Origin of the sequence: Streptomyces sp. NPDC002785 (assembly GCF_040295565.1) — a bacterium.
Lineage (GTDB): Bacteria > Actinomycetota > Actinomycetes > Streptomycetales > Streptomycetaceae > Streptomyces.
Genome location: NZ_JBEOVN010000204.1, coordinates 1 through 12,581 on the forward strand (window position 1 = coordinate 1; position 12,581 = coordinate 12,581).

General features: G+C 70.1%; 12 protein-coding genes and 1 pseudogene. 7 read left to right on the forward strand and 6 right to left on the reverse strand.

Going from position 1 to position 12,581, the window contains the following annotated elements:
* The first annotated feature begins 248 nt into the window (after positions 1–248).
* Positions 249–1,523: a hypothetical protein gene (locus tag ABTZ94_RS31495; RefSeq protein WP_351205867.1), complete on the forward strand. Its 1,275-nt coding sequence runs from the start codon at positions 249–251 to the stop codon at positions 1,521–1,523.
* A 123-nt stretch (positions 1,524–1,646) separates the two neighbouring features.
* Complete coding sequence (locus ABTZ94_RS31500) at positions 1,647–1,820, forward strand: hypothetical protein (RefSeq protein ID WP_351205868.1); 174 nt, start codon at positions 1,647–1,649, stop codon at positions 1,818–1,820.
* A gap of 81 nt (positions 1,821–1,901) precedes the next feature.
* Here the strand turns inward: ABTZ94_RS31500 and ABTZ94_RS31505 are convergent, their stop codons facing one another.
* Genes ABTZ94_RS31505 through chsH3 form a run of 3 tightly spaced genes read right to left on the reverse strand, consistent with a single transcriptional unit; the run spans position 1,902 to position 4,898 of the window.
* Positions 1,902–2,843, reverse strand: a complete 942-nt coding sequence (locus ABTZ94_RS31505; protein WP_351205870.1) for a 3-oxoacyl-ACP reductase — start codon at positions 2,841–2,843, stop codon at positions 1,902–1,904.
* Positions 2,844–2,895: 52 nt separating this feature from the next.
* Positions 2,896–3,972, reverse strand: a complete 1,077-nt coding sequence (locus ABTZ94_RS31510; protein WP_351205872.1) for a Zn-dependent alcohol dehydrogenase — start codon at positions 3,970–3,972, stop codon at positions 2,896–2,898.
* 53 nt (positions 3,973–4,025) lie between these two features.
* Positions 4,026–4,898 (reverse strand): enoyl-CoA hydratase ChsH3, encoded by an 873-nt coding sequence (gene chsH3, locus ABTZ94_RS31515; protein WP_351205874.1) that lies wholly within the window; start codon positions 4,896–4,898, stop codon positions 4,026–4,028.
* Positions 4,899–5,173: 275 nt separating this feature from the next.
* On the opposite strand from chsH3, the gene ABTZ94_RS31520 reads away from it, so the two are divergent.
* The 5 genes and pseudogenes from ABTZ94_RS31520 to ABTZ94_RS31540 all read left to right on the forward strand — a co-directional run bounded on the left by ABTZ94_RS31520 (position 5,174) and on the right by ABTZ94_RS31540 (position 8,340).
* Complete coding sequence (locus tag ABTZ94_RS31520; protein ID WP_351205876.1) at positions 5,174–6,124, forward strand: ABC transporter ATP-binding protein; 951 nt, start codon at positions 5,174–5,176, stop codon at positions 6,122–6,124.
* Positions 6,124–6,846, forward strand: coding sequence for an ABC transporter permease (locus ABTZ94_RS31525; protein ID WP_351205878.1), 723 nt, complete (start codon positions 6,124–6,126; stop codon positions 6,844–6,846). The genes ABTZ94_RS31520 and ABTZ94_RS31525 overlap by 1 nt, the downstream gene beginning before the upstream one ends.
* Before the next feature lie 67 nt (positions 6,847–6,913).
* A pseudogene (locus ABTZ94_RS31530) lies at positions 6,914–7,081 on the forward strand (histidine kinase); the annotation flags it as partial.
* Positions 7,082–7,255: 174 nt separating this feature from the next.
* The gene (locus ABTZ94_RS31535; protein ID WP_351205880.1) at positions 7,256–7,696 is read left to right on the forward strand and encodes a hypothetical protein; all 441 of its coding nucleotides are present in this window, start codon (positions 7,256–7,258) and stop codon (positions 7,694–7,696) included.
* Positions 7,672–8,340 (forward strand): hypothetical protein, encoded by a 669-nt coding sequence (locus ABTZ94_RS31540; RefSeq protein ID WP_351205882.1) that lies wholly within the window; start codon positions 7,672–7,674, stop codon positions 8,338–8,340. The genes ABTZ94_RS31535 and ABTZ94_RS31540 overlap by 25 nt, the downstream gene beginning before the upstream one ends.
* A gap of 258 nt (positions 8,341–8,598) precedes the next feature.
* Here ABTZ94_RS31540 and ABTZ94_RS31545 read toward each other — a convergent pair whose 3' ends face one another.
* The 3 genes from ABTZ94_RS31545 to ABTZ94_RS31555 form a co-directional block, all read right to left on the reverse strand.
* Positions 8,599–9,171 carry a GNAT family N-acetyltransferase gene (locus tag ABTZ94_RS31545; protein WP_351205884.1) on the reverse strand — a complete coding sequence of 191 codons (573 nt, stop codon included), beginning with the start codon at positions 9,169–9,171 and terminating at the stop codon, positions 8,599–8,601.
* A 475-nt stretch (positions 9,172–9,646) separates the two neighbouring features.
* Entirely contained in the window at positions 9,647–11,077 is a 1,431-nt protein-coding gene (locus ABTZ94_RS31550; protein WP_502967344.1) for an MFS transporter, read from the reverse strand.
* 105 nt (positions 11,078–11,182) lie between these two features.
* The coding region (locus ABTZ94_RS31555; protein ID WP_351205886.1) for a nickel/cobalt transporter at positions 11,183–12,581 on the reverse strand (1,399 nt) is incomplete at its 5' end.

The window sequence follows — 12,581 nt, forward strand, 5'->3', positions numbered from 1 at the left end:
TGGAGCCATGAATCCCACCGCAAGACCGCACGAGCCCGCACCGTCGAGGACCTCATCGCAGCGTAACCAACCGGCCACCCGACAGGCTCTCAGGCGGATCCGGGCATCACCACCCTTATGTGTGAAGTGGTGGGTCTCGTGTTGTTCGGCAGGAAGTGCGAAAACTAGCTTCGGTTGCCGGAGGTGACCGTCCATGACTGTCTGTGCCATGGAGAACGAGACCGCGGGGGCGGCCGGGGCCGCCGGGGATGCGGTCCTGGGGGGACGACGAGCCGGACGCACCCGGGGAGCCGGCCGGGTTCGGCGTGCCCGGCCAGGACGGAGCTGACGGCGTGCCCGAGCAGGCCGGTGCGCCTGATGAACCTGGCGTGCCCGCCGGGGCAGCCCTCGCCCCGCCCACGTTCACGATCGCCGCGGATGGTTCGTACGCGGCCCGGCTCGCCCTCCGCAACGTCGCCGCAGAGGCGTCCGGCGAGGCCGCGCAGGCGTGGTTCGTGGAGCGCTGGACGCTCGACGGACACGAGCCGTACGCCGTGCCGCTCCCCCTCGATCAGCCGGAGGAGCCGGACTCCCAGGTGCTGCCGCTGGCCGACGGACGGGTACTGATCCGGCGCCGGGTCGCGGACCGGCATGCGTTCTCGCTGCTCTATCCGACCGGTCCCGGCACCGGTGAACTGCCGCTCGGTGCCGTCGGATGCGCGGATCCGACCCTGCTGCCGCCGTCACCGGACGGTGCGAGCGCGTACGCCCTGTCGGTCGGTGCGCGCTCCACCGCCGTCTGGCTGGTGGCGGGCGGCGCCTTCGGTCCCGAGCTGGTCGCTCAGGTGCCGGGGCGCTGCTCCGGCGGTGTCTGGCTGGACCGAGCGGGGCGGATGCTGGCCCTGGACCGGGAGATGCCGGGCGGCGGGCCGGTCAAGGCGGTTGTCGTGGATCTGGAGCGGGGCGGTCAGGTGACACCGCTGCTGCAGATCGCGCCGGAGAGCAACGACCGGCTGCTGCTCGCCGACGCGGACAGCGGGCTGCTGCTGATCCGCTCGGATGCACCGGGGCACGACCGGCTCGGGTGGGGGGTGCTGGGCAGCTGCCTGCCGGTGCGTTTCCCTGAGTGCCTGCGCCCGGCCGATGTGGCGGTGACGCCGTTCGCCGTACAGCCGGGGCAGATGCTGATGCCGGAGAGCTGCGCGGTGGCTCTGCGGATCGACGGGGCGGCCGGCAGCTGGCTCGGGGTGTGGCGCCCGGCGGGGCGCCGGCTGCATCAACTCGCCGCCCCCGAGGGGTGGCAGGCCGGACGCGGGGTGTGGACCCGGGACGGCGTACTCAGACTTCCGTACGCCAACGAGAACGTGGCGTGCGGGGTGGCGCTGCTGGAGGCACCGGTGGACGAGGAACGCGGCACGGGACCGGCGGCAAAAGCGGGCGCGGAAAGCGGTATGCAACCGTCCGCTGCCGCTGCGCCTCTTCCTGTGTGCAAGCCGATTCCACTGGGGCAGGCGCCTCTCATGCGGCGCGCGGCGCCTGGTTAAATTCCTGGCCTGGGCTGCGCAGCCGTCATCGCGCGGTCGCCAACGGTGACCGTGCCGTGTCGCAGTGGCGTGATCGGCCCTGGTGACACACACATAAGCGATCACAACGGGGTGACTTCCCACATGTCTGAAGCCCGAACCGACACGACCCAGACACGTCCGCCGGGTGCGGACGTGGAACGGGCCGAAGCCGGCGGCGCCGGAAAGCACCGAGGAGGTGTGTCGACGCAGGACACGGCGGCACAGCCGCACGGCCGCCACCGGCGCCCCTCCGGGGAGGACAGCAGGGCGGCCTGACCGCGCGGAACATCAACGAGGGACGGGTGGGCCCCGGCAGCCGATGGCGGTTTCCAGGGGCCCACCCGTCCCTCGTCGCGGTCAGCCGCGCTTCAGACCGAGCACCTCCGCCGCGGCGAAGGTCTCGCCCGTCGGCCGATCCTCGTAGTACGGGGAGATCAGCTCGTCCAGCTCGTCGAAGGAGAACGTCTCCTTCGACGAGTCGAACTTCGCCGCCACCCTGGGGCGTTCGACGATCGCGACCATCCCGCCGTGCACGACGAGCAGTTGTCCGTTGACCTTGGCGGCCGCCGGGGAGGCCAGATAGCCGACCAGCGGCGAGACATGCTCGGGGGCGAGTGCGTCGAGCCGGCCGTCCGTCGGTTCCTGGAAGCCCGCGAAGACGTCCTCGGTCATCCGGGTGCGGGCCCGCGGGCAGATGGCGTTGGCGGTGACGCCGTACTTGGCCAGGGCCAGGGCCGTGGAGGTGGTGAGGCCGACGATGCCACCCTTGGCCGCCGCGTAGTTCGGCTGGCCCGCCGAACCGGCCAGGAACGCCTCCGACGAGGTGTTGACGATCCGGCCGTATACCGGGCCGCCGGACTCCTTGGAGCGGGCGCGCCAGTGGGATGCGGCGAAGTGCGTGGTGTTGAAGTGGCCCTTGAGGTGAACCCTGATGACGGAGTCCCACTCGTCCTCGGTCATCGAGAAGACCATCCGGTCGCGCAGGATGCCCGCGTTGTTGACCAGGATGTCGAGCTTTCCGTACGTGTCGACGGCCAGCTCCACCAGGGCGCGGGCCTGCTCGTGGTCGGAGACGTCACCGAGGTGGGCGACCGCCCGGCCGCCCGCGGCCCGGATCTCCTCGGCGACCTCCTCGGCGGGGGCCGCGGAGGCCTCGCCGGAGCCGTCACGGCCCGGCTGCCCGTAGTCGTTGACGACGACGAAGGCGCCGAGCCGCGCCAGTTCCAGCGCTTCGGCGCGTCCGAGGCCGCGGCCCGCGCCCGTGACGATCGCGGACATGCCGTCCAGGGGAAGTGACATCGGAATCTCGGAGTCCTCTCAGGTGGGAGCAGGGCGGGAGCAGGGGTGGAAGTCAAAGTTCGATGCAGGTGCGCAGCGACTCGCCGGTCCTCATCTGGTCGAGGGCGTCATTGATGCCGTCGAGCCGCACCCGGTGGGTGATCATCGATTCGAGGTCGATCCGGCCGGCCCGCCAGAGCGCGATGGCCCGTTCGTACGACCGGAGCACATCGCCTCCGCCGTACATGGAGGGCAGGATCCGCTTCTCGTCGAAGAACAGCTCGAACATGTTGACCTGGAAGTTGTCGTCCATCGCACCTGCGCCGACGATGCAGAGGGTGCCGCCACGCCGGGTGTTCTCGTATGCCGTGCGGGCGGTGGCCGACTTGCCGACGACCTCGAAGACGTAGTCGAAACCCTCACCCGCGGTGATCCGCTGCTTGGCATCGGTGAGTTCGTCGGGCGCGACGGCCTCGGTCGCGCCGAAGCGCAGTGCCGCCTCGCGCCGGGAGGCGACCGGGTCCACGGCCACGATCTGGGCGGCGCCCTGCACCCTGGCGCCCTGGATCGTGGAGATGCCGACTCCGCCGCAGCCGATCACGGCGACCGACGAACCGGCCTCCACCTGTGCGGTGTTGATGGCCGCGCCCAGCCCGGTGGTCACCCCGCAGCCGATCAGCGCCGCGATCTCGAACGGTACGTCGTCGGGGATCGGCACCGCGCAGCCCGCGCCGACGACGGCCTCCTCGGTGAAGGTGCCGGTGCCGGCGAAGCCGAAGACATCTCCCCCGGGACGCCTGAAGTTGGGCGTTCCCGCGTTCATGAAGCCGGCCAGGCAGAGCTGAGTCTGGCCGCGTTTGCAGGACGGACACGCCCCGCATGCGGGCAGCCAGCAGACCAGCACCCGGTCCCCGGCGTTCAGCCCGGTGACGCCGTCGCCGACGTCGATGACCTCGCCGGCGCCCTCGTGGCCCGGGATGAAGGGGGCGGGCTGCGGCAGCACGCCGCTCATCGCGGAGACATCGGAGTGACACAGGCCGGTGGCCCGGATGCGGAGCCTGACCTTGCCGGGGCCGAAGCCCACCGCCTCGACATCGTCGAGGACTTCCAGTTTGTCCTGACCTATCTCGTGCAGTACGGCTGCGCGCATGGTGCGGCTCCCCTCATGGGCCCGTGGACCTCTCGGAGTTGGTCCACATCGGTTCAGGAGTGTTCGACGAAGGTGTCGCCGAGGACCGGGGCGTCGTCCCGCTCGACGGCTCGCACCTCGACGCGGACGCGGTCCTCGCCGGTCCACATCCGGATACGGAGGGTCTCGCCGGGGAAGACGACGCCGACGAAACGGGTGCGGTAGGAGCGGATACGGGTCACATCGCCGCCGAGCACCGTGTCGGTGACGGCCTTGAGCGTCATGCCGTAGGTGCACAGTCCGTGCAGGATCGGCCGGTCGAAGCCGGCGAGCCGGGCGAACTCGGGGTCGGCGTGGAGCGGGTTCCAGTCCCCGGAGAGGCGGTACAGCAGTGCCTGGTCCGGGCGGATCGGCCGCTCCACCACATGGTCGGGGGCGTTGGCGGGGTAGGCGATCCGCTCGGAGGGGCCGCGTTCCCCGCCGAAACCGCCCTCGCCCCGGACGAAGATCTGGGCGTCGTTGGTCCACAGCGGGCCCTCGTCGTCGGCGGCCTCGGTGCGCAGCACCAGCACGGCCGCCTTGCCCTTGTCGTACACGGCGGCGACCTTCGAGGTCTGTACGGCGCTGCCCTCCACGGGGATCGGCCGGTGCACCCGTACGCTCTGCCCGCCGTGCAGGACGGCGGCGAGGTCGATGTCGATGCCGGGCGAGGAGAGTCCGCCGACGACGCCCATGCCGGCTCCCGCGACGGTGGCGAAGGAGGGCAGCACCTGGAGCCAAGACTCCAGGGTGTAGCGCAGCTCGCCGGGGTCGGTGGCGGGGTCGGCCCGGTCGGGATCGGCGCCCGCACCGATGCCCAGATGGTAGAGCTGGACGTCCTTGTGGCCCCAGCTGATCCGGGTGGACCGGGGTTCGGCGGCGACAGCCTTTTCGGCATCAATGGGCATGGGAAAGCCGCTCCTTGATGGTGGGAAGACCTCGGCGCGGCCGTCCGCACCGTCGGCCGCACCGAGGTCGTGCAGGACCGGCCAACCCGCCCGTTCTAGAACGCGTTCTAGCCGATGCCCCCATGTATAACGCAGCGCTCAGTAGTTGTGAAGACCGCCGCTGACGCTGCGTCAGACATGATTCCTCCGGGGGTCCGGCACCATGACATATGTCATCGCGAAGTCCGTACACACACCTCTGCCGGGCCTCGGGCATCTTCCGTAGCGTCGTGGTCATGAAGCAGACAACGGGGAGCTCGGCCGCGGTGGTCCTCACCGCGGCGGTCAAGACCTTCGGCCGGGCGGAGCGGAGCGTACGGGCCGTGGACGGGATCGATCTGTCCATCGGCCGCGGCGAGACCGTCGCCCTGCTCGGCCGCAACGGGGCGGGCAAGTCAACCACCATCGGTCTTCTGCTGGGTCTGAACGAGCCGGATTCCGGCAGTGTGCGGGTGCTGGGCCGGACCCCCGAGCAGGCGGTACGGGCCGGTCTGGTCGGCGCCATGCTCCAGGACGGGCGGCCCATCCAGCGGGTGACCGTCCGCGAACTGATCACCTTCGTCGCCTCGACCTACCATCAGCCGATGCCGGTGGCCGAGGCGCTCTCGCTGGCGGGCGTCACCGCGTACGCGAACCGACGCATCGACAAGCTCTCCGGCGGCCAGACCCAGCGCGTCCGCTTCGCCGTCGCGCTGGCCGGCAACCCCGAGCTGATCGTCCTGGACGAGCCGACCGCCGCCCTGGACGTGGAGGCGCGCCGGACGTTCTGGGACTCGATGCGGGCCTACGCCCGGCGCGGCAACACCGTCCTCTTCTCCACCCACTATCTGGAGGAGGCCGACGAGAACGCCGACCGGATCGTCGTCATCGACCGGGGCCGGATCGTCGCGGACGGCAGCGGCGACACGATCAGGGGCGCGGCCGGCAGCAGTCTCGTCTCCTTCGACCTGGCGGGCGGACCGACCGAGGGCCTGGAGCTGCTGCCGGGCGTCGTCACCGTCGAGGTGTCCGGGGACCGGGCGCTGCTGCGTACGGACGATTCGGACGCCACCGTCATGGAGCTGGCCCGCCTGGGCGCGATCCGTGACCTCCAGGTCTCCCGGGCCACGCTGGAGGACGCGTTCCTCTCCCTGACCTCGCCGGCCGCAGCAGTACCCGTATCCAATTCCGAAGGGGAGAACGTGTGATGTACCGCTACATCGTGCTCGAAGTGCGCAGGACCCTGCGTGACGGCTTCTTCCTGATCTTCGGGACCGGGATGCCGGTGATGATGTACCTGCTCTTCACCAACATCGGCGGGGGCGAGGGCGTCGATGGCTGGAAGACCACCTCGATGGTCGGCATGGCCGCGTACGGAGCACTGGGCTCCGCCATGTCGATCGGTACGGGGGTCGCCTCCGACAAGACGCTCGGCTGGCTCCAACAGCTGCAAGTCACCCCGCTCGCCCCTTCGCAGGCGGTCGTGGGGCGGGCCATCAGTGGTTCGGTGACCGTCCTGCCGACGATCCTGACGGTGTTGCTGGCCGGCGGACTGCTCAACGGGGTGCGGCTGGACGCCTGGCAGTGGATCGTGCTGGCGCTGCTGCTGTGGATCGGCGCGCTGCCGTTCACGCTGCTCGGCCTCGGCAACGGCTACCGGCTCACCCCGCAGGGCACCGGGGTCGTCAACGTGGCCTGCCTGATGGGCTTCGCGATCGTCGGCGGGCTGTGGTTCCCGCTGGACCTGCTTCCCGAATGGCTTCGTTCCATCGGCGGACTCACCCCCGCCAACCGGTTCGCGGACCTGGGCTGGGCCACCACCGACGGGCACGCGCCCGGCACCGGAACGATCGCGGTCCTCTGCGCATGGCTCCTGCTGTTCGGTGCGTATGCCGTGATCTCGTACCGTCGGTCCGCAAGGACCGTGTGACAGGAGTGGACGTGGCCAAGAACCGCACGGGCACATGTACCGGCACGTGCAAGCACCGGCGCAGGTGGCCGCGCGCCGGCTCGCGCCGCGCGACATGGCCGCGGCGCTCACCCAGGTCGCCGACATCGAGTCCGTCGGCCGCCAGGCCCTCACCGAGATCCGGGAGACCGTCACCGGCTACCGGGACGGGAGCCTCGCGACCGAACTGGACCGGGCCCGGTCCGCGCTGACCGCCGAACTGCCGGCAGACGGGCCGGGCGAGACGGATCCCGCGGACGCCACGACCTCGCCCCGCACGCGAAGCCGGTGAACGACCCCGGGCCCCGGGACACCGTCCGGCGCGGTCCGTTCGGGTGCCTCTCCCCGGGAAGGCGGGCCTCGCCACCTCGCGGCATGTCACCGTATGCGCGTGATCGCACTCAATCGGTTAGCGGCACCCATTGCTGCGACAGCCGTCATCCTCAGCGTGCCCGCCGCGCCTGCACAGGCGACGCCCCACTGGAACAAGAACATCAAGTGCAAGCAGACCGACCCGGACGGCAGGGTCATCCCCACGCGCATCGGCAACCATGTGCTCGGCTGGAGCCACTTCTCCGGCAAGCACAACATCAGGAAGTGCAAGGTCGTCGACGCCGCCATCGCGGGCAAGGTCGACAAGAAGGCGGGGGGTCGCCTCGAATACTGGGGAAACGCCCTCCATGGCCGCAGTGTGTTGAAGATCGTCGTAGTCGTCCAGTACACACGCAAGACGTCCGACGGCAAGTACAACGCCGGGGCGGGGCAGAAGATGGGCGTCATCACCGCGTACTGCAAGGGCATGAACAAGTGCCCGAACTGGCTGAACAAGTGAGCTACATGTACGAAGAGATCGCAGAGCAGCAGGCAGACATCACCCGGCTGCTGCTTCATCACATCCACGCCCCCCTCACCGGCACCGATTACCTTCGTGGCGTCCTCCCCGTCCCACCACCTGATGAGGCGATCCGCGTTGCCATCGGCGCCAAGGAGGACCACGCTCCGGACCAGTTGCTCGCCTACGAGATCCCCGTGCGTCAGGGCGACGACCTCGTCACCGCATACGACGTGATCGGCATCCTGCGCACCCTGCTCACCGGCACGCACCTCTACTCCAGCGACCGCGTCAGCACCCTGATGGGCATGACCCTCGTCCGCGCGGACCTGGCTGCCGTGGAGCCGGCTGAGCCCACACCGGACGACAATGCCCTGACGATCCTGCGGACCATCGTCTCCCCCTACACCGAAGAGCAGCCGGACCCGCGCCTGCGCGGATTCCTCTTCCTGGGCCAGGACCGGCTGCGTCTGTACCTCGACACCGAGGACGTCCCCGGTGTGATCGCCGCAGACGTACGACCGTCGGGCGCCGTCACCGCACTGCTCGCGGCGCTGCCGTCCTTGATCACGGAGGAGGAACGGATTGCCGTGGACAGCAGTGACCCGCACTGCTCCTGCGTGGTGGACCTCACCTACTGGTGAGGGAAGCTCGAAGCGTTGCTACGACAGATCCCGGGCCATCGTCACCAACGGCCCGAATCACGGTCGCGGAGCCCGGCATGCGCGATCAGGTTCGTGTCATCGAACGTGGCGGACACCGCTGAAGCGGCATGGGAATATTGCATCTCGCGGGTGTTCTCTTGCTCTGTGGATGTGGAACCGTAGGAAGTCCCATTCTCCCAGCTCAGAGGGCATCCGCGTCTTCATGTCCAAGCCCTGGACCGGCCATCGACCAGCGGATCAGCCGAGGAAGCGGCTCATGTACAGTGCCGTCTCCGCCTCGGACTCGGTACCGCTGTAAAGGGAAGTGTCCAGGCCGCAGAAGGTGAACCCCATCCGCTGGTAGGCGCGGATGGCCGGAGCATTGATGTTCGTCACTTCCAGCCACACGTGCCCGGCACCACATTCCCGGGCCCAGTCGATGGCGTGGCTCATCAGCGTGCGCCCGATTCCCCAGCCTCGGTACGGCCCGACCACCTCGATATCGGCAATGATCAGCCGCCGGTTCCAGGGCTCATACTCCGTGTCGACATAGCCGCACACGATTTCGCTATCCAGCGCGACAAACCGGCGCTTGCCCTCCGGCGTCTCATCCGCCTCGGGCTCATCGTCGGGGAAGATCTTGTGAACCGGCGGGTCCAGCCGGGTGGGCCGAATGGTGAAACCGCCCTCGGAGCCGACCACTTCGAAGACGGTATCCGATCTGAACTCGCCCTTGATGACGGCGGACTTGTCCCTCTCGCTCTCCGCCGCGCGATAGGTGATTGCCTTCGCCGCCTCACGTTCGGCTGATCTACTGTCAGATGAAGTCATTTCCCCACCGTACCGGTCTGGTGCATCACGGCGGTCGGGTCCAACCTGCCGGCCTCTGGCTCCACCATGTCGGCCTTTTACCTTGCGGGGATGGCGCAGGATGCCGTCGCGGAACTGCGGGCATGGAACTTGTACGCCATGCTGGCCAACCAGCGCGGTGAGCACACTTGGGCTGTGGACAGCGGTCATGCCGCACAGGCCACGACCATCGCCAGGAGAAGCCCACTGTTCGCTTCCCTGGCCCACGCCCGGACCGCCATCGGCCACTCGAACCTGGGCGGCCGACAGGCCGCCTCGCGGTCTCTCGGACACGCCCAGGAGGCCTTGAGCAAGGCATCTGCCGGGGAGCCCCGGCCGAGCTGGATGATAATGCTTTCCGAGTTGCCGCCCTTCACCCTGACGGGGCTCGCGGCTGCCGTACACGTGCACGGATGCCCCGTTCACGGCCCACTGCGGAGGGACCACCGGGTCCGGCTCAGGGCCGGGCGGGCCGGTGGCGCGGCAGCCATAGCGCCATCAGCAGCAGGCCGCCCAGCAGTACCGTGCCGGCCGTGCGGAACGCCAGCGCGTATCCGGCGGTGAGCTCCTGGGGCCCGGTGCCGCCCGCGGTGCGTGCGGCGGCGACGGTGGAGAGCACGGCGAGACCGAGCGCACCGCCCATCGTGCGGGAGGTGTTGACGAGGCCGGATACCAGGCCGGATTCGCCGGGGGCCGCGCCCGAGATGGCGAGGGAGGCGAGCGGGGTGGACGCCAGGCCCGCACCGGCCATCATCAGGACGCCGGGCAGGCAGACCGAGGTGAGGTACGAGCCGTCGGCGCCCATCGTGGACTGCCAGCCGAAGCCCGCGGCGGCAACAGTCGTACCGATGAGCGCCAGATTCTTCGCGCCGACCCTCGCCATGATCCGGGGCGCGCACTTCGAGCCGAGGACGACGGCCAACGACGTCGGCAGCAGGGCGAGTCCGGCCTGCATCGGGGTGTAGCCCAGAACCGTCTGCGCGTACACGGTCATGAAGAACCACATCGAGAACGTCGCGGAACCGATCACGAGCATGGCCGCGTTCGCCGACGTCACCGCCCGCGCCCCGAGCACCCTGAGCGGCATCAGCGGTTCCGCGGTCCGGGCCTCTACCGCTACGAACACGATGAGGAGTGCCACTCCGCCGAGTAGCGGTGCCAGGGTCGCCGCGGCCGTCCAGCCCGACTCCTCGGTCTGCACGATGCCGTACGCGACGGAGGCGAGGCCCGCCGTGACGAGTACGGCGCCCAGGAAGTCGATCCGCCGCCGGTCGCCCGCCCGGCCCTCGGCGAGCCAGAGCGCGGCGCCGACCAGGACGAGCACACCGACCGGCACATTGATCAGCAGCACCCAGCGCCAGGAGAGCAGATCGGTGAGCACCCCGCCGATCAGTCCGCCGGCCGCGCCGCCGCCCGCACCGACGGCCATCCAGGTGCCGATCGCCTTCGTCCTGGCCGGGCCCTCGGGGACGGCGGCGGTGAGCAGGGTGAGTGTGGCGGGGGCGAGCACGGCCGCGCCGAGCCCCTGCGCAGCGCGGGCGGCCAGCAACTGCCAGCCCTCCTGGGCGAGCCCGCCGGCCAGGGAGGCCGCGGTGAACAGGCCGAGTCCTATGAGGAACATCCGCTTGCGGCCGTATATGTCGGCGGCGCGCCCGCCGAGCAGCATGAATCCGGCGAACGCGATCGAGTAGGCGTTGAGCACCCATTGCAGTCCGGCGGCGCTCATCGCGAGGTCGGAACGCATGGACGGCAGCGCGACGTTGACGACGGACACGTCGAGCACGACGAGGAACTGGCCTGTACAGGCGGCGAGCACCGCCGCCCAGGTGCGGGTGGAGTGCCGGTGTCGCAGGGGTGTGGGCGTCGTGACGTGGACCATGACGGTCATACTCGCAGTCGCCCTGTGCCCCGTACATTCGTATTCAAGGTGGTGCCGGTCCGGCGCCGTGCCGTAGCTGTCGTCGCGCGCCCGCCAGGGATTACGGGACAGCCCTCAGAGGGCCAGGACGCGCCCTGCGGCAAGTACGCAGGACAGGCCACCGCCGAGGGCTACGGCCGAGGCGGCCACGATCGGTGCCCGCCGGGTCCATGCGCGCAGCTTCGGCGAGTTGGAGGCGCGGGTCAGCAGCGCGTCGCGTCCACGGAGCACGAGCAGGCCGACGCCGGTCAGGGTCAGCGCCATTCCGCATCCGAACGCCGCCACCATCAGCATCGCGGCCCCGACCTTGCCGGTCAGCAGCCCGCTGAGCAGGACGAGGAACGCCGAAGGCGAGGGGAGCAGACCGCCGGAGGTGCCGAGCAGCACGATGCCGCGCAGGCTGAGCAGGGATTCGCCCGGGAGGGAGTGGGTGTGGCTGTGGCCGTTGCCGTGGCTGTGACTGTGGCCGTGCCCACGGCTGTGTTCGTGTCCGTGCTGGTGGTCGTGGCTGTGGCTGTGGCCGTGTGTTCGGCCTCGGCTGCCCAGGTGGCGCCGGAGCAGGCCCACCCCGACGCCCACCACGACCAGGGCGGCGATCAGCTGCAGCCAGCCCGTCAGCGCCGCGATGTCCGGGGCGTTCTCCGCGGCGAGCCAGTACCCGACGGCGAGCACGGCGACGGACGCGGTGTGCATCACGGCGACGATGACGCCCAGCGATACTGCGTCCCGCGCCCTCCCCCGGCCACCCACGAGGAAGCCGGCGGCGAGCGTCTTCCCGTGTCCCGGGGCGCAGGCGTGGAAGGCTCCCACCGCAGCCGCGACGAGAAGCGCCAGGGGCAGTACGGCACGGTGTTCCAGCAGTGCGGAAAGGTCCGTGGTCCAGATGCTGAACGACTGCTGCGGCCCGGCCGCCGCGTCCGGGTTGCCGCTGCCGGCCGGGCTGAGTGCGAGCGTACGGGTCGGCTCACCGGCCGTGTGGAGACCGCCGTCGCCCGATTCCGTGACGGAAATCGTGCGGTACTTGGGGTCGATGTCGTTCAGTGCGGTGATGGTCATGGCGACCGTGGCCACCGGATTCGGGCAGAGGTAGCGGAGGCGGGCGCCGTCGTCGACGAGGCGCGCGGTGTCCACGTGGTCCAGCGGGCAGGACCGGCCGTCCTGGCTCAGCCGGATGTGCGAGCCGAGGTACCGCGCCTCGGACGTGCCTGCCGCGTCGGACGTCTTGCGGAGTACGGCCAGGTCGTCCTTCGCGGCGGACCAGTTGACCTCGACCGCCTTTCCGTCGGCCTTGATCCTGGCGACCGGAGGCGTACCGAAGGGGTGCGCGTCCGCCGTGCCTGCGAGACCGAGCAGCGCCAGCGTGGTGAGCGCGCCGACGAGGAGGAGGCGAGCCGCCTTGGAGCAGGCGGGGCTGAGGGTGTGCACAGTGGTGCTCCGATCAGGAGTGCCCTGTGAGCTGCCTCCCCTGGCCGGG